Genomic DNA, 17,904 nt, shown 5'->3' with positions numbered 1-17,904 from the left:
TAAGCCAAAGTTATTTTCTACTGAAAAATACTTAGATTATATAGCAGTTCGACTTTATACGGTAGGCTGGAATACTAGAGTCTCAGCATTTTCAATCTAAACCCTAACGCAAATGCGCCTCCTATGTAGGCCATGACCCCACCAACAACAATAACAAGTAAATACAGCACTCTTTCTAAGTCAGCTAACGCCGTCCACTCTATATTTTGATTACTTACCCAAACCAGACCAATCATAAGACAAAACAGGCCAAATAAAGCCACTCTCAATACCTTCCACCATATTACTGAAAACTGATAATATCCCTGCTTGCTCAACCCTCGCCAAAGCAAAAATGCATTTAATGCGGACGCAATAGAGGTAGCGAGCGCCAGGCCAACATGGCCGAACAGCCCAACTAACAATAAATTCAATACCATATTAGCTACCATAGCAAAGATCCCAATACGAACGGGCGTTTTGGTATCTTGACGAGCGTAATATCCAGGAGCCAACACCTTAATGGACATCATAAACAGCAGACCTAATGAGTAAGCCTGCAAACTCTGAGCCGCCATAGAAACGTCGTTAACAGTTAACAATCCCCGGAAGAAAATTGTCGCGATTAATGGCTCAGCCAATAGAAATAACGCCAGTGATGATGGCAGAGCAATAAAGAAAATAATTTGCATCCCCCAATCTAATGTCTTTACAAATTTACCATCGTCGCCACCAGAAAAACTGCGAGACAAAGAGGGTAATACAACAGTACTAATAGCAATTGCAAACACACCTAAAGGCAATTCATATAAACGATCAGACAAATATAACCACGTAATACTTCCCGTCTCTAAAAAAGACGCCAACACCGTATCTAATAACAGATTAATTTGACTGACAGAAACCCCAAATAAAGCGGGTAACATAAGTGTCAAAATACGCCTAACCCCAGGATGCGAAAAATTGACAGTAGGCATTGGCAGCAATTTCAAACGAGCCAAAAAAGGAACCTGAAATAACAGCTGTATTAGCCCAGCAGCAAACACCCCCCACGCGATGACGGTTTCTTTGTTATGCGCCTCAACAGCAAACACCAAAGTCGCTACCAATATTGATAGATTTAAAAAAATTGGCGTAATTGCAGGAACAGCATATTCCCCATGGCTATTAAGAATCCCTCCAGCCAAAGCCGTTAATGATATAAACATAAGATAAGGAAAAGTGATTGTTAGTAAATCTGCACCTAGCGCCATCTGAGCATTGTCACTTGAGAAGCCTGGCGCAAACAATTGAATAATCCACGGTGCACCTAACATAAAAACCACCGTTATAAACAAAAGCACCAACCCTAAAGAACCACTTACGGCTGAAACTAACGCCCGAACATCTTCGTATTCCTTATTCACTTTATAATCGCTTAGAACAGGGACAAACGCTTGTGAAAAAGCCCCTTCAGCAAACAGACGGCGAAAAAAATTAGGGATTTTGAATGCAACATAAAAAGCATCAGCTCCGCCACTCGCACCTAAAACGAAAGCAAGAGACGCATCTCTAGCCAATCCTAAGATCCTGGACATAAAGGTGCAAATAGAGACAACAACACCAGATCTCAACAATGAAAAAGAAGATCTACTAACCGCTTTAGACTCTCGTCGCATGGAAAAAGCTCGCTTACTTTTGTAAATTCGCAAGAATAACACCCATTATCCTACGAGAATAAGAAAAAACGCCTCTGATTGTATGAATAATTCACAGTTTGGGGTTGTGGTGAGATTAAAAGCTGGTAAAATTTGCCGCGAGATTTTCAAGTTACACTTGACATTGATTTCACGAAACAACGCAGTGTTGTATCGTTTCATTTTCGAATTTAAGGAGCCAACCGTGGCAAATTCCGCCGGTTCAAAAAAACGTGCGCGCCAGGCGATCAAACGTCGCGCTCACAATGGTGGCCTACGCTCAATGGTGCGCACTTACTTGAAAAAAGTAGATGCAGCTATCGAAGCAGGTAACAAAGAAGAAGCTCAAGCAGCTTATGTTGTAGCAACTTCTAAATTGGATAAAGCGACCACTAAAGGCCTTTATCACAAAAACAAAGCAGCTCGCCATAAGAGCCGCCTAAACGCTCAAATCAAAGCAATCGCTTAATTTGAACGTAAAAAAAACCGGCCTCAGCCGGTTTTTTTATGACTGAAAACCCACCTCAGTCACAAGTGCCTTCAACCAAAGCTAAAAAAGTAACATCACCCAAACAAATGCCGCTAAAAACAAAGAAAGCATCACGGCAGCCGATCCCAAATCTTTTGCACGACCAGATAACTCATGATGCTCATCACTAATACGATCCACGACAGCCTCAACACTAGAGTTAAACGTTTCGACAATGACAACTAAAGCAACTGAGAAAACCATGAAAGCCTGCTCTAATCTTGTCTCTCCCAACCAAAAAGCAAATGGTATTGCGACCAACAGCAGGATTACCTCTTGACGAAAGGCGGCCTCATAGCGCCACTGTGCAGTCAATCCTTGATAAGAGTATTTCATTGCAGCAAACACTCTAGCAACGCCTGTCTTACCCGGCTTAGCCATAAAACCCACCCCCTCGACTCATAGACATTACACAATCACCAAATCATCACAATGAATCAATTCAGGCTCGCCCTCATACCCAAGAATAGAGCCTATCTCCGCCGAACCATGACCCACAAGCTTTAACGTTTCCGCCACGCCGTAGTTCACTAACCCCCTTGCAACCAGAACACCAGCTTCATTGACGCAACGAACCATGTCCCCACGCGAGAACGCCCCTTCCGCATCAAGAACACCGACAGGCAAAAGACTCTTCCCACCGGATCGCAACGCGTCAACCGCTCCAGCATCCAAAACAAGAGATCCACGACTTTTTAGGTGTCCAGCCAACCACTGTTTACGAGCCGCTAAGCGCCCCTGCTCAGGCTGCAACCAAGTACCCAACACTTCACCAGATAGAGCACGAGAAATCACATCCGTCTCTCGTCCTGAAACAATTAACGTATCAGCACCAGAACGTGCAGCTAATCGCGCCGCTCTAATTTTTGTCAACATACCACCACTGCCTAAAGCGCCTGCACCACCACTTGCCATACCCTCTAATCGCTCATCAGAAGCATAAGCATAAGGAATGAGCTGAGCATCAGCATGATCTCGTGGGTTCTTATCGTACAAACCAAGCTGATCCGTCAAGATAACCAGTACATCCGCCTCAACCAGATTGGCCACCAATGCACCTAAAGTATCATTATCACCAAAACGTATTTCATCGGTCACCACAGTGTCATTTTCATTAACGATCGGTATAACACCAAAAGACAATAAGGTTCTTAACGTTGAGCGCGCATTAAGGTAGCGACGGCGATTAGATAAATCATCATTGGTTAATAAAATTTGCGCCGTATGCAAACCGTGGTCAACAAAATAGGACTCATACAAACCGACCAACTTCATCTGACCAAGCGCAGCAGCAGCCTGCAGCTCATTAACGCGCTTAGGCCTAGTAGAAAACCCCAAACGCGTCATTCCTGCTGCAATTGAGCCTGATGACACCAACACCACCTCCTTCCCAGAGTCACGTAAATGAGCAATTTGCTCCACCCACTTGCCAATACTTTTTACATCCAAGCCTTGACCATCATTTGTCAATAAAGCACTCCCTATCTTTATGACAACCCTCTGAGCCTTTGCTATTTTTTCTCGCATATCCATGGTGCTGGTTTTCTCACTTTCTCATTTAGACAAAAGAACATTATTTAACGTATTCAACTTCTACATCATAATCGTCGTCGTCGAAGTCGTCGTCAAAGTCATCACCCTGCGCCTCCGCTCTTTTCGCGGCACGATAAGATTGAATACGCTCTCTACCTTCTTCATCGATTTGACGACGCATTTCGTCTTCTGCTTCTCGCTCTTCGGGACTCTCTTTAAGTAACAAACGTCTTTCGTCTAAAGCGGTCATGAGATCCAAACATAGAACCTGAGTCCCCTCCCCTGAAATGGCTGACACTCTGTATGTTGGGCCTTCCCAACCTAATGCATCAATAACAGACTGACAGCGCTCTTCAAGTTCATCTTCTGGAACCATGTCAATTTTATTCAAAACCAACCAACGTTCACGTGCACCCAAAGTAGGGCTAAATTGGTGTAACTCATTTACCGCAATAACCGCCGCTTCAGCCGGTGTAATTTCATCCCACGGAGCCAAATCAACTAAATGCAGTAGTATGCGATTACGTACTAAATGTTTCAGGAATCGAATACCCAACCCAGCACCATCAGCCGCACCTTCTATAATTCCTGGAATATCCGCAATAACAAAACTCTGATGCTTTTTGACTTTTACGACACCCAAATTAGGCACTAATGTAGTAAAAGGGTAATCCGCTACTTTCGGCTTCGCAGATGATACAGAGCGAATAAAAGTCGACTTGCCCGCATTAGGTAATCCTAACAACCCCACATCCGCAAGTAGCTTCATTTCTAATTTCAGCGAACGTTCTTCACCCTCTGTGCCCTTAGTCGTTTGCCTTGGCGCACGATTAGTACTGGATTTAAAACGAGTATTCCCTAACCCCTTTAAACCACCTTGAGCCACTTTAAGCTGCTCACCATCACGAGTCAGATCACCCAAGGTCTCCCCTGTATCTTCATCAATAACAGTTGTACCCACAGGAACAGTAAGGACTAAATCAACACCTTTCGAGCCAGTCATATCACGGCCTTTACCACCCTCGCCCGTCTCGGCTTGATAGCTTCGTGTATAGCGATAATCAATCAAAGTATTAAGCGCCGCATCTGCTTGCAAAATAATACTACCGCCGTCACCGCCGTCACCGCCGTCTGGACCGCCTTTTGCAACGAATTTTTCGCGCCAAAAACTCAAACAGCCATTACCACCCTTGCCTGCCCGAACATAGATACTGGCTTCATCAACGAATTTCACAGTGTCACCCTCTTAGGTGTATAACAAATTACTAGTATTACCTAGTCTATAGAATTTTTCCAAAAAAAAAGCCCCGCCGCTGCGGAGCTCTTTTCTGAATTCAAAGAGAATTAAGCAGCAACGACAGAAACTGTACGACGCTTAAATTTACCTTTTACTTCAAACTTAACTTGACCTTCAGCTACAGCGAACAACGTGTGGTCTTTACCACAACGCACGCCTTCACCTGGATGGAACTGTGTACCGCGCTGACGAACTAAGATGTTACCAGGAATAACAACTTGACCACCAAAGCGTTTGACACCTAATCGTTTCGATTCGGAATCGCGACCGTTACGAGTACTACCACCGGCTTTCTTATGAGCCATAATTTACACCCCTTAATATTGAATCAATCACGCTTATTTAATAGACGTAATTTTAACTTCTGTGAACCATTGACGGTGACCCATACGCTTCATCGAATGCTTACGACGACGGAACTTAAGGATCTTAACTTTATCGCCACGGCCATGAGAAACAACTTCTGCTGTTACTAATGCACCATCAACAACTGGAGCGCCAATTTTCACATCGTCACCATTGCTAACTAGCAATACATCGTTGAAATCAACAGCGTTACCTGCTTCAACATTCAATTTTTCAATTTTAAGGACTTGACCTTCTTGAACGCGGTATTGTTTACCACCAGTTTTAATAACTGCAAACATGTATTCTCTCCAATAAGATTTATCCGGCTACTAGGTTAATTTGACCTACTTCTAGTGGCCCAATACGTGTTTAATGATACCTCATCGCACAAATATCAGATTACCATATGATAGGGAGCAAAATGTGGATAAATCGGACGCAGGATTGTACAAAATCGAACCATGTTTGACAAGTAAAAAGCTGAATCATGTAGGATTTTTCATCTATGGGTTGACCAGAAGGCTCCACTTACCTAGCATGAAGCAACCAACGAGTCAGCTTGAGACTATTTTAATTTCGGAAATTGCATGCAATCCAACCCTATTCATGATGTTGTGGCTAATGAATTCGCCAACGTAAACTCACATATAATGTCGCAGCTGAAAAGTGACATTCCCCTTATCGAGCAAATAGGCTATTACATTATAAGTAATGGCGGTAAGCGCTTACGGCCATTAATGGTACTGCTTTCAGCACGAGCCTGTGGTTATGAAGATGCGTTAGAGGAGTCAGTAGAACAAAGCAATATGGTACGCTTGGCAACCATTATCGAGTTTATTCATACGGCAACCCTTTTGCACGACGATGTGGTTGACGAATCGAATATGCGACGAGGTAAAAAGACAGCCAATGAAGAATGGGGCAACGCGCCCAGTGTTTTAGTGGGTGATTTTTTATATTCACGCGCTTTTCAAATTATGGTTGAAGTGGGCAGTATGCGCTGTATGCAAATACTGTCTGAAACAACCAACGTGATTTCTGAGGGTGAAGTACAGCAACTTATTAATTGTGGCGACCCAGACACAACAGAAGAGAGTTATTTAAAAGTCATTCAATATAAGACAGCTAAATTATTTGAAGGAGCGGCGCTTTGCGGTTCAGTTATTGCAAACGCAAGTGAACAGCATAATCAAGCAATGGCTAAATATGGGATGCATGTCGGTACAGCATTTCAATTAATTGATGACGTTATGGACTACACAAGTACAGCGGAGGAAATGGGAAAAAGTGTTGGAGACGACCTTGCAGAAGGTAAGCCCACATTACCCTTGATCTACACAATGAAGCACGGCACAGAAGATGCTAAGGAACGTGTTAGAGATGCGATTTTGAGTGGTGGCTTAGATAACATAGAGCAAATAATGCAAGATGTAACGTCTTGTGGGGCAATTAAATACACTCAGAATAAAGCGGAAGAGCAGGCATTTTTGGCATGCGAAGCCATTAAAGGCCTACCTCAAACGCCTTATAAAGACGCTCTTATTGCGTTAGCCAACGCTTCCGTTAAACGAAAATCTTAACGCATAATGTAAAGATAACTGTATTAAAAAGACCATAAACGTGACAATTAGGTCATATATCGTCTTCGAGCATAAAAAAATCATAAACACGAGTAATATAACGACTATCAGGCATCAGGAAAACTGATTTCAGGGCGAACAAGAACTCGCTTTGTTTGGTGTTTTTCCAGCTTTTAATGTGCTAAGTTGGTTTTTTTCCATACAAACGTTCATATTAGCGGCTTGAAGCGATATAATTCAGCAAATTTTATTAACGTAAATTGGACCATAGCGGTGTATATGAACGAACACCATTAAGCTAGGGGAATAGGATTACAATGACTACAGCTTCATCGTTTGAAAAAGACGAACTATTAAAATGCGGTTACGGCGAAATGTTCGGCGAGGGTAATGCACGATTACCTGTCGGCAACATGCTTATGATGGACCGCATTACCAAAATTACTGCTGAAGGCGGTGAACATGGAAAAGGAGAGATCATTGCTGAACTTGATATTTCTCCAGATCTTTGGTTCTTTGATTGTCATTTTCCAAGCGACCCTGTTATGCCTGGTTGCCTAGGCTTAGATGCTATGTGGCAACTTGTCGGTTTTTTCCTTGGCTGGAAAGGCAACAAAGGCAGGGGACGTGCACTAGGGTGTGGCGAAGTTAAATTCACTGGTCAAATTCTACCAACAGCAAAAAAAGTGACTTTTAATATCCAGCTCAAGCGCGTTATCGAACGTAAATTGGTTATGGGCATTGCTGATGGAACCGTTGCTGTTGATGGACGTGTCATTTATACAGCAACAGATTTGCGTGTAGGTTTATTTACCTCAACTGAAAACTTTTAAAAAAGATAAAGAATAGAGAGGCACTTTCTATGCGTCGCGTAGTTGTAACTGGTCTTGGTATTGTAAGCTGTCTTGGTAATGACAAGAGCAGCGTCCTAAATTCACTATTAGAAGGCAAATCCGGCATTCGCTTTGCTGATGACTATAAAGAAATGGGCTTTCGCAGCCATGTTTGTGGTCGTGTAGACCTAGAGTCAGACGACTTAATTGACCGTAAAACACGCCGTTTTATGGGGCCTGCGGCGACTTATGCCTATGTTTCTATGCAACAAGCCATTACGGATTCAGGGCTGACCGAAGACCAGGTATCGAACATCAGAACGGGCTTAATTGCAGGCTCTGGTGGTGCTTCTGCACAGAACTTAGTCGATTCAGCGGACACATTACGAGCGAAAGGCGTAAAACGTGTTGGCCCTTACCGAGTCACTCAAACTATGGGTAGCACGGTATCAGCTTGTTTGGCAACGCCATTTAAAATTAAAGGCGTTAACTACTCAATTACTTCAGCTTGCTCTACAAGCGCCCATTGCATTGGTAATGCAATGGAGCTTATTCAATTAGGCAAACAAGATGTTGTCTTTGCAGGTGGTGGCGAAGAAGAAAGCTGGACTCAAACGTGTATGTTTGATGCAATGGGTGCGCTTTCTTCTAAATATAATGACACACCTGAAAAAGCGTCTCGTGCATACGATGCAAACCGTGATGGTTTTGTAATCGCAGGCGGTGGTGGTATGTTGGTTATTGAAGAACTAGAGCACGCTAAAGCACGTGGTGCAAAAATCTACGCCGAACTCGTTGGCTATGGCGCAACATCTGATGGTTACGACATGGTTGCTCCTTCTGGTGAAGGTGCCGTTCGTTGTATGCAAATGGCAATGAGCACAATTGACGAGAAAGTTGATTACATCAATACTCACGGTACAAGCACACCAGCTGGTGATATGAAAGAATTGCAAGCTGTAAACGAAACCTTTGGTGATGAGATCCCTTTAATCAGCTCAACTAAGTCTTTGTCAGGCCACTCTTTAGGCGCTGCGGGGGTTCACGAAGCTATTTATTGCTTGTTGATGATGGAAAACAACTTCATCGCAGCATCAGCAAACGTGGATGAACTGGATCCAGCTGCTGGAGATATTCCTGTTGTCACTACACGCAAAGATAACGCTGACTTGAACTATATTATGTCCAATAGCTTTGGATTTGGTGGCACTAACGCAAGCTTGATATTCAAGAAGTACCAAGCTTAAATAATGCGTTTTCAGATATAAAAAAACCAGCTTCTGCTGGTTTTTTTATATCTGACCTTCATAGACGTTACTCTGGAAGCAATCACCTTCCTTTAGGAAGCTTTGCCATTTCTGCTCTCATCCAGTCCTGCATTTCTTCATGCAGTGCTGAGGTCTTCTTGCCTTCAGAAGAAATTTCAGGACCAATAACCACATCAATCACTCCAGAATATTTACGCCATGATTTACTCGTCCAGAGGTAGCCAGCGTTATGAACAATAGGAAGAATAGGAGCATTAGACGAGGTCGCCAACATAGCGGCACCTTTGTTAAACTCTTTTTCTTGGCCCACTTTCACACGAGTACCTTCAGGAAAAATCAACACTGAACGTCCATCCTCTATTCTTTCTTTGCCTTGTTTTAATATCTGCTTCAAAGCATTACTTTTTTGAGCTCGATCAATAGCTATAGGCTGAACCATTCTTAGCCCCCACCCGAAAAAAGGCACTGAAAGTAGTTCTTTTTTAAGTACAGTCGACAGAGGCGTTACTAACACCTGCAAAAAATACGTTTCCCATTCACATTGATGATTTGCCACCAAAATAACAGGCTTACCTTTTACCAAGTTTTCTCGACCTTTCACACGAATAGTAACGCCGCAAAAAACCTTAAATAACGCCAATAAAATCGCATTGTGAACATTTAAAACCAGCTGCCTATTTTTAGGCTGGAAGAATAAGGCAATTGGAGGCGATATCACCCCTGACACAATGGTCAAGACAATATAACAAACACCAAATAGAATTGAGCCAACAACCCCTCTTAAAGACCGAAGTCCACTCATTTAACGCTCCTTTATTTTTACTCTTTATCTCGATTTTGATTGAGTTGCTGCACTAAAGGGTTTGCATACATATTCAATACCGTTTCACGCAATGACTCTGGACAAGCTTTAATGTAGGCATCAAATTCAGGGTCAATGCCACCTTTTGACTCCAACATTGCAACAGCAGACCTATTTGTGGGATGGATAGCATAATTGCTAATAATTTGGCGATCAATCTCGGCTACCAGTTCATCTGGTGTATCGTAACCATTCACCAACACATCCCCAAAGGTAACAATTACCTTTCCTTTCTGACCAACAATACCATTTTTAATGCTATCAATATCTTCAAATTCCGCCTTTTCATATTCTCCTGTTGTCGATTTCTCTACCAACTCTGCCGCTTTATCCAAAGCACATGGATCATATTCGTAAGAAATAGAAACCGGAACGATATTAAGGTCTTTCATTGCATCTGGAAAAGTAGCGATTTTCTTCTTACTCATATAGAACATTTTTATAATCGCTGGGTCCGTTTTATCTAAACCATCTTTTGCGCGACCTTCTTTCTGAGCAATCCATATATTACATCGCTCATCAGTTACAGAGTGATTAATATAATTAGAAAGCTGCCCAAAAGCGGCCATCATCTCACGCACTCCCGCAACCGACCTCTTCACGATAAAACTTTTGTTCAACCGCATTAAATCAGACACAAAAGGACGGCGTAATAAATTATCTCCAATAGCAATACGAACAGTATCAAAGCCAGATAAATAGAGCCCGTAATTAACAAAAGCAGGGTCCATGGCAATATCACGATGATTTGATATAAAAAGATAACCCTTGTCTTTTTGTAATTTATCTAGACCGCGATACTCAACACTTGTTGTCGTCATTTTAATCATACGAGCCATGTAGCTCGCTATTCGGCTCTGAAAATCATAGACGCCACTAATCTTAGATACTTGACGCCTTAATACCCATTTTACAGCCATGGCCAAGGGAGTATGAAGAACAGCCGGCCATCGAGGAAATCGAAAACCAATAATAGTATTAATAAAATCAGGCGTATTTATCAAACGCTCTAATACCTCTACAACTTCGTCATCGTTATAAGGGCGTATATCATGAAACTGATCCATTCAATTTTCCGTTATGTATAAAGCATCACCATAATAAGTCCGTGATGCTTTGTATTATTTTTTATAATGTTGTTGTATCAAACCCTAACGACGTTAGCGTTTCTTTTTGGCTTGGAGAACTAATAACAGCAATACTTTCATTTTCAGGCGTTAAATAACGCTTAGCAACATCTTGTAACTGTTCAATTGTCACCGCAAGTATCTGTGCCCTAAACGTCTCTCTTTGCTCTTTTGTACGACCGTGCAGTTGAATAAAGAAATCACCTTGAGCCTCTCCAGCAGGAGAACCAGGCTTATCCATAGAGCCAATAACACCTAAAATCGCTTCCTCAAGTGAATCCGCACTATGATCAGACGTCGCTAACCATTTTAGAGAAGCATCAAAATCATTAAGTGTTTCCGTTAATCTCGGGTCACGATAAGAATAAAAACGGAAAGCACCAATACTTGAATCAAAGGTGGCTCCACCACCATAAGCCCCTCCTTGCTCACGAATCACTCTGTGCAAATAACCATTTCTTAGGAAGCCCCCTAATACAGTTAATGGCGCTACATCGGGGTGTATACCCATGATTGTTTTAAACGATTTTGCGCAAAAATTAACCTGAGTAGACGTAAGCCATGCTTTTTTAACATTCAGATCTACCGGAGGTAATGCAAATTCACGTACCGCATCCCCTTTTGTAAGAGAGGCCCATACACGATCTACTTGATCTAATAAAGCGGACTGCTGAGGCGCCTCGCCAACCACCAGCAATTGCTTATTAGACGTTAACAATTTGTCATGAATACGAGCAAAAACAGCCATCAACTCTAAAGCCTTTTGATCTTCAGACTGTAAAGCATCATCTAATGCTTTCAATGATTGAATTCCAGACATCCCACCCCAAGCTTCTTGCTGACTGGATAAGCCACACACACCGCTTGACGCAGCGGTCATAGCTAATACATGACCTTGTCCAGTGATAGACTGCTCTCTACGAGATCGACGTTGAGAAACTAATTCTTTAAGGCGTTCCACCTCATCAAAACGAGGAAAGCAAATACTGTCATACATCAACTCACTCATACTCGCGAAGTTCGACACCAGCGCTTTTGATGACATAACAAAATACGCGCTCAGTTTTTGACGATCACCTAATGTCGCCCTTAATGACGTAGAGGCGCCTATGCCTCCACACACCTGAGCTTGCCGCTCCTGCATCATCAAATAATCTGAATCACCAGCGCCCAGTTCAGTAAGTACATAAGAAAATAACGGCAAGTAAGCCGTTTCTTCTTCATCCAATTCTGGCAAATCAATGACAAGCTGTTGGTAGACTAAACCATTCGTACCTTGTGGATAAAAAGTAACCGGTAGCGTTTGTTCTAACTTTTCACGGGCATAAGTCGGCAACTCAGCAGGAACATCTTCAAGTCCTACTTTTGGTAATATACTCATATCATCAATTTGTGATTGACGTACTTTTAGTGCTTCACTGCGCTCAATAATCTGCTGCTTTTCCACATCTGACAGACCCGCTTTGATTGCAGCTAAACGGTCTTTTTCAGCATTGTTTCGACGACCCTCTAACTCTGTGTCGGGTCGTAATGTTACCGTGACACGATGAGCATTATCTAAAATTAGACTTTGAATAAGATTAGGGATGTATTTAGGGTCTTGTATACGCTCTCGTAGATCGGCAATCACAGGATCCAAATTAAGCTGAGCAATCACATCGCCCGCATGCATAGCGGTAGATAAACCACCTAAAATTAACTGCAAGCCAAATGGATAACTATCACCACCAATCTCTCTCTGGCTTAGCTCCAACTGGTGCAACATGGCCTCGACCATCTCTTGTGGAACCCCCTCCACAACGATTTGCTTCAACGTATCAACAATCAATGACTCTACTTTTTCCGCATCGGTACGGGCAACCCCTTCAAGGCCACACATGAAACTCATTTCTTTATTGCTGTCTTCTAGACCACACATTGGGGAAGGCGCATTACCTAATTTCGAGCCTTCCAAAACGCGACGCAATGGTGAAGCACTGTTATCCAACAATACATTAGACAAAAGCTCCGCCTCAAATTGCTGAGATAGGTCAGTACTTTCTCCAAGTAACCATGCAACTACAACATGACAAGCATCTTCTTTTACATCTTCAGCTGCATAGGCTTCCTCAACTCGTATTGGAGAGAAGTATCGTTTGGCGTTTGGCACAATAACTTTTCTGTCGAGGCGTTCGAAGCGACTTAATACCTTGTCTTCGAATTCCGCCTGTAGCTCAATGGCAGGCAAGTCACCAAATGTCATAAAAACAGCATTCGATGGATGATAATGCGTTCTATAAAATGCCATTAGATCATCATAAGATAAATCAGGAATGTCTGTTGGTTCGCCACCAGAATTAAAATGATAGGTATTATTAGGACATAAATATTTTGTAATCGTTTGCCATAGCACTGAGTTTGTTGAACTCATCGCGCCTTTCATTTCATTAAAAACAACGCCTTTAAACGTCAGATCAGACTCTGCATTTGTCGGTTCAGCAAACTCAAGACGATGCCCTTCCTGAGAAAAATCTAAAGGATCCAAACGAGAAAAGAAAACAGCATCTAAATACACATCTAATAAATTACGAAAGTCTTTTTTGTTCTTACTAGCAAAGGGATAAGCCGTCCAATCAGATGATGTAAACGCATTCATAAACGTATTCAGAGAACGTCGAATCATCATAAAGAAAGGATCACGAACAGGAAAACGTTCAGATCCACATAAGACAGTATGCTCTAGAATATGCGCTACACCACATGAATCAGTAGGAACCGTTTTTAGTCCAACAAGAAAAACATTCTCGTCGTTCTCAGATGCAATATGAATGTGCTTAGCACCAGTGACTTTATGCTCATATTCAAAAACGTCCACATTTAATGCGTCAATAAACTCACTTCGCACTAAAGAAAATGCCGCATGGTGTTCCGTATTATTTGTCATTCTTTACCTCTATAAATATGGTTTAGACTGAAATTATTTGACTCAGGCTATGCCTTTCTTTGGCACTAGTGTTATGTCTTGATATAGAAGACAAAGTTGATCGATTATAGCAAACGACTTCGTTTTACTGCACGAACAATGAGCACATCAGCCCAGAAACATTGGCGTATTAAGATAAATTTAGCGCTTTTGGTGCTTTTCCCAATTTTCTAATCTGGCTTTTTCACTTTTCTTAAATAAAACATACACAGCACCACCACCGCCATGATATTTCTGAGCACTATGAAACGCCATAACATCGTCCAATTCTCTCAACCATTTATTTAAATAACTTTTTAGCGTTGCTTCACTATCTGGTGTTCTGTCTCCCCTACCGTGCACAATAATTGCGACACGAATATCATTATTCATGCAGTCCTGAACAAACTGATAAACTTGCTGCCGGGCCTGTTCCACGGTCCGACGATGTAAGTCTAAACGTGATTCAATCCCATATTTACCTTGTCTTAGACGTTTAAAGACACCATCTTGAACACCCTCCTTTTTATATTGCAAAATATCTAATGCAGCGACTCTTTCTACATAGTCTGCTGTTAAATGGTTTGTATCCTTTATTGGAACGTGAGTCGCAGCCTCTTTCCTTACGGAGTAATCAACAGGTGACCCTTTCTTCCCTAAATACATGGCATTTGTTTCAAGTTTTTTAATGCCTTTCACTTCTTGAGAGAATAAAGAGAAATCATCGTCATCAACCACAGGAATTCCTCACCTTCTACTATTCATCTTACGATCAAAAACCATAAATTATACGCTATTAGTAACAAAGTTTTTGCTTATTTATAATACTAGTGCAGCCATAATTAAAGACATAACTGTTCCTGTCGAGTAAAGCACTAGACGAATATGTATTGATCAAACAGTATAATAAGCATAAGCCGTTATTGTTATTAGACACATAACCAGATACTTACACGGCCTAAACCTAAAACCGTACTTTGCAACCTAGAGGATATCAGGAAATAAATATGAAAATTTCCACTGATTTTAACAAAAGAGTCGTTATACACAGCGAATCTCTCAATTGGCTAGCTTCTCCGATGGTGGGCGTTGAGCGTAAGCCTCTTGATCGAGTGGGAGAGGAAGTCGCTCGCGCGACCACCATAGTAAGGTATGCACCAGACAGCACCTTTTCTCCCCATATTCACACGGGTGGTGAAGAATTCTTTATTCTAGACGGGGTTTTTCAAGATGAGCACGGAGACTACCCTAGCGGCTCTTATGTTCGAAACCCTCCGCAATCAAGCCACTCTCCAGGATCGAAAGTAGGTTGTATTATGTTTGTGAAGTTATGGCAGTTTCAACCCGAAGACCGCACCCACATTCGCCTTCAGACAAACAAAATGGCGCCTGTTGAATTAGCGAATCACTCTGGCATTTCAATCACGCCCCTATATAAAGATCACATTGAAGAAGTCAGCTTAATTCAACTTCTACCCAATGCCACTGTAAATTGGGGCATGCCGAAAGGTGCTGAGCTATTGATACTTGAAGGTTCTTTACAAGAACAAGAGGATCTATTGGAAAAATACGATTGGTTAAGGCTTCCTGTCAACTCAAAGATTCACGCTAAGGCAGGAAGTCAAGGCACAAAATTCTGGTTGAAAACAGGTTACTTAACTGATGTGGATAACCAGATAGCACAATTACAAACAGTGTAGATAAAAGCCTCTTTTTCAGAGACCTTTATCTACAAACATTACATTTTATGTCTTGGGTTAGAACGGAATATCATCATCAAAGTCATCAAAATTCGGAGCTGGTTGAGGTGCCGCTTGGGGCTTTGGCGCAGATGGCTGAGGTGCTGGTGCCGAAGGACGTTGAGCAGGCTGTTGCGACGCTGGCTGAGGAGCGTCACCCCAGCTACCAAAAGACTGTGGCTGCGCAGGAGCCGATTGTTGGGGCGCCTGCTGTGGAGCTTGTCCATACCCTCCCGCAGGTTGCTGTCCATAACCCTGATTCGGCTGTTGATTACCATAGCCACCTTGAGGTTGTGATGCCGGACGCTGCTGTGGAGCTTGACCGTAACCACCTTGGTTATTGTTATCATAGGCGCCTTGACCACCCTGATCATTGCGTCCGTCTAATAATTGCATTTCATTTGCGATTATTTCTGTTGTATAACGCTTAACGCCGTCTTTCTCCCATTCACGCGTACGTAATGAGCCTTCAACATACACTTTTGAACCTTTTTTGATAAAATCGCCAGCTATTTGTCCTAAGCGAAAATTACCACGGTCCATAAACGACACTCGATGCCATTCTGTGCGCTCTTGCATTTGACCCGTTTGCTTGTCTCTCCAACTTTCCGACGTCGCTAAACTGACATTTGCAACGGCGCCACCATTTGGCATAAAGCGTACTTCTGCATCATTACCAGCGTTACCAATTAAGATAACTTTATTTATTCCACGTGCCATGACGTTCTCCAATTCTGTCTATTTATGTTCTTTAAAGCGTTACTTGCGGTACAACACGCAGCAAACTATCTCTATCTAGTTGTTTTTTATTAACCTTTAAATACGCCGTTTGTTCATCTTCAAATAATTGCATATCTTCCACTCCCTGGATCGTCATTAATCGTGATGATAATTTTGTTATTTCACGCTGACTTAAACCACCGAGGCTAAAAGCCAAGCTAGTCAACTGAGGTGGCGCAGGCTGACGTAAAGACAACAAAGTCCAAATAAATACCATGCTTCCCACAGAAGCAAATAAGGTTTCTATGGACGTATTCTGCAGCAGCCAACCACCGCCTACGCCGCCCAAAAAAGCGCCGAAAAATTGATGCGTAGAAAAAACCCCCATTGCCGTACCGCGATACCCTACAGGGGCTAACTTACTCACAACAGAAGGCAAGGTCGCTTCTAACGTGTTAAAAGCAACAAAGTAAGCCCAGAGCAATACAGAAAATAGCCAGACACTTTGAACCACGCCCATGAAGACAATTGAAATAGATAACAATAGCATCACGCTTGTCATCACTTGCTTCATTTTACCTTTTGCTTCTGCAATGATGACTAATGGTACCATACCAACAAAGGCCAATCCCATGACAAATAAATAAAGCCAACTATGATTAATTAATGGAAAATGAAACTGGTTTACCAGCAAACTAGGAATACAAACAAATAGCGCAGTTAAGCTCGCATGTAACAGTAAAACACTCATATTCAACGATCGTAAATGCCCACTTTGAAGCACACTTCTCAAGGCAGATAAACTCGGTGTCGTATCTCGCCTAAAAGTATGTTGCTTAACATTCGGAACCATCCAAACAACTAAGGAAATACCTATTAAGGAAGAGATTAACGATACGTAAAATAAGCCTGATAAACCTATAAGAGAGTATAACCAAGGGCCTAATACCAAAGACAACATAAAAGACACACCGATACTGATTCCTACGGTGGCCATAGCTTTGGTCCTATTCTGCTCTCGCGTAACATCACTTAACAATGCCATTAATGTACTGGCAATGGCTCCAGCACCTTGTACGGCACGACCAAGAATTAAACTTAGAATATCATCTGCATTCGCACAAATAATACTGCCCACCGCAAATAAAATCAGACCAAGAACAATAATACGTTTACGCCCTACTTGATCTGACAACATTCCCATCGGAATTTGCAACAAAGCTTGCGTTAATCCATAAATACCAATCGCCGTTCCAATTAACGCGGCACTAGCGCCATTTAAATCAGCCGCTGACAAGCTGATGACAGGCATAATAAGGAACAATCCCAGCATACGAAATAAGTAAACCGTAGCTAAAGCAACAACTGAACGACGCTCAAATGCATCCATAAAAAGGTTATAACCGCGCAAATTTAAAAATGAATAGTTTATAAAATGGTATTTTACAAAAAATAGCGTTGAAGCTCTATCT

17 protein-coding genes are annotated in these 17,904 nt (G+C 42.2%); 5 read left to right on the top strand and 12 right to left on the bottom strand.

What is annotated here, in order from left to right:
• Positions 1-74: 74 nt before the first annotated feature.
• A complete protein-coding gene (gene murJ, locus IEZ33_RS01255; RefSeq protein WP_338040936.1) occupies positions 75-1,538 on the bottom strand; it encodes a murein biosynthesis integral membrane protein MurJ in 1,464 nt (487 codons plus the stop codon).
• A 322-nt stretch (positions 1,539-1,860) separates the two neighbouring features.
• On the opposite strand from murJ, the gene rpsT reads away from it, so the two are divergent.
• Positions 1,861-2,124 carry a 30S ribosomal protein S20 gene (rpsT, locus tag IEZ33_RS01250; protein WP_191601930.1) on the top strand — a complete coding sequence of 88 codons (264 nt, stop codon included), beginning with the start codon at positions 1,861-1,863 and terminating at the stop codon, positions 2,122-2,124.
• Positions 2,125-2,205: 81 nt separating this feature from the next.
• Here rpsT and IEZ33_RS01245 read toward each other — a convergent pair whose 3' ends face one another.
• The 5 genes from IEZ33_RS01245 to rplU form a co-directional block, all read right to left on the bottom strand.
• Positions 2,206-2,565 carry a diacylglycerol kinase gene (locus IEZ33_RS01245; protein ID WP_191601929.1) on the bottom strand — a complete coding sequence of 120 codons (360 nt, stop codon included), beginning with the start codon at positions 2,563-2,565 and terminating at the stop codon, positions 2,206-2,208.
• Between the two features lie 27 nt (positions 2,566-2,592).
• Positions 2,593-3,717 carry a glutamate 5-kinase gene (proB, locus tag IEZ33_RS01240; RefSeq protein ID WP_240009600.1) on the bottom strand — a complete coding sequence of 375 codons (1,125 nt, stop codon included), beginning with the start codon at positions 3,715-3,717 and terminating at the stop codon, positions 2,593-2,595.
• Between the two features lie 40 nt (positions 3,718-3,757).
• Positions 3,758-4,951: an Obg family GTPase CgtA gene (gene cgtA, locus IEZ33_RS01235; protein WP_191601928.1), complete on the bottom strand. Its 1,194-nt coding sequence runs from the start codon at positions 4,949-4,951 to the stop codon at positions 3,758-3,760.
• 110 nt (positions 4,952-5,061) lie between these two features.
• Entirely contained in the window at positions 5,062-5,319 is a 258-nt protein-coding gene (gene rpmA / locus IEZ33_RS01230) for a 50S ribosomal protein L27 (RefSeq protein ID WP_191601927.1), read from the bottom strand.
• A 33-nt stretch (positions 5,320-5,352) separates the two neighbouring features.
• Entirely contained in the window at positions 5,353-5,661 is a 309-nt protein-coding gene (gene rplU / locus IEZ33_RS01225) for a 50S ribosomal protein L21 (RefSeq protein ID WP_191601926.1), read from the bottom strand.
• A gap of 288 nt (positions 5,662-5,949) precedes the next feature.
• Here rplU and ispB point away from each other — a divergent pair, with 288 nt between their 5' ends.
• The 3 genes from ispB (at position 5,950) to fabB (ending at position 9,022) form a co-directional block, all read left to right on the top strand.
• Positions 5,950-6,942 (top strand): octaprenyl diphosphate synthase, encoded by a 993-nt coding sequence (ispB, locus tag IEZ33_RS01220; protein ID WP_191601925.1) that lies wholly within the window; start codon positions 5,950-5,952, stop codon positions 6,940-6,942.
• Between the two features lie 317 nt (positions 6,943-7,259).
• A complete protein-coding gene (gene fabA, locus IEZ33_RS01215; RefSeq protein ID WP_191601924.1) occupies positions 7,260-7,775 on the top strand; it encodes a bifunctional 3-hydroxydecanoyl-ACP dehydratase/trans-2-decenoyl-ACP isomerase in 516 nt (171 codons plus the stop codon).
• Between the two features lie 29 nt (positions 7,776-7,804).
• A complete protein-coding gene (gene fabB / locus IEZ33_RS01210) occupies positions 7,805-9,022 on the top strand; it encodes a beta-ketoacyl-ACP synthase I (protein WP_191601923.1) in 1,218 nt (405 codons plus the stop codon).
• Between the two features lie 82 nt (positions 9,023-9,104).
• Here the strand turns inward: fabB and IEZ33_RS01205 are convergent, their stop codons facing one another.
• The 4 genes from IEZ33_RS01205 to smrA form a co-directional block, all read right to left on the bottom strand.
• Complete coding sequence (locus IEZ33_RS01205; protein WP_191601922.1) at positions 9,105-9,845, bottom strand: lysophospholipid acyltransferase family protein; 741 nt, start codon at positions 9,843-9,845, stop codon at positions 9,105-9,107.
• Between the two features lie 17 nt (positions 9,846-9,862).
• Positions 9,863-10,972: a 1-acyl-sn-glycerol-3-phosphate acyltransferase gene (locus IEZ33_RS01200; protein ID WP_191601921.1), complete on the bottom strand. Its 1,110-nt coding sequence runs from the start codon at positions 10,970-10,972 to the stop codon at positions 9,863-9,865.
• A gap of 61 nt (positions 10,973-11,033) precedes the next feature.
• A complete protein-coding gene (locus IEZ33_RS01195) occupies positions 11,034-13,955 on the bottom strand; it encodes an insulinase family protein (protein ID WP_191601920.1) in 2,922 nt (973 codons plus the stop codon).
• A 180-nt stretch (positions 13,956-14,135) separates the two neighbouring features.
• Positions 14,136-14,711 (bottom strand): DNA endonuclease SmrA, encoded by a 576-nt coding sequence (smrA, locus tag IEZ33_RS01190; RefSeq protein WP_191601919.1) that lies wholly within the window; start codon positions 14,709-14,711, stop codon positions 14,136-14,138.
• A gap of 269 nt (positions 14,712-14,980) precedes the next feature.
• Here smrA and IEZ33_RS01185 point away from each other — a divergent pair, with 269 nt between their 5' ends.
• Positions 14,981-15,673, top strand: coding sequence for a cupin domain-containing protein (locus IEZ33_RS01185; protein WP_191601918.1), 693 nt, complete (start codon positions 14,981-14,983; stop codon positions 15,671-15,673).
• Positions 15,674-15,730: 57 nt separating this feature from the next.
• Here the strand turns inward: IEZ33_RS01185 and ssb are convergent, their stop codons facing one another.
• The gene (gene ssb, locus IEZ33_RS01180; RefSeq protein ID WP_191601917.1) at positions 15,731-16,432 is read right to left on the bottom strand and encodes a single-stranded DNA-binding protein; all 702 of its coding nucleotides are present in this window, start codon (positions 16,430-16,432) and stop codon (positions 15,731-15,733) included.
• Between the two features lie 31 nt (positions 16,433-16,463).
• The gene (locus tag IEZ33_RS01175) at positions 16,464-17,822 is read right to left on the bottom strand and encodes an MFS transporter (RefSeq protein ID WP_191601916.1); all 1,359 of its coding nucleotides are present in this window, start codon (positions 17,820-17,822) and stop codon (positions 16,464-16,466) included.
• Between the last annotated feature and the right edge of the window lie 82 nt (positions 17,823-17,904).

The sequence above is a fragment of the Marinomonas algicola genome (assembly GCF_014805825.1).
Classification (GTDB): Bacteria; Pseudomonadota; Gammaproteobacteria; order Pseudomonadales; family Marinomonadaceae; genus Marinomonas; species Marinomonas algicola.
The sequence above is the reverse complement of the archived record's forward strand: the minus strand, read 5'-3'. Positions and strand labels throughout refer to the sequence as shown.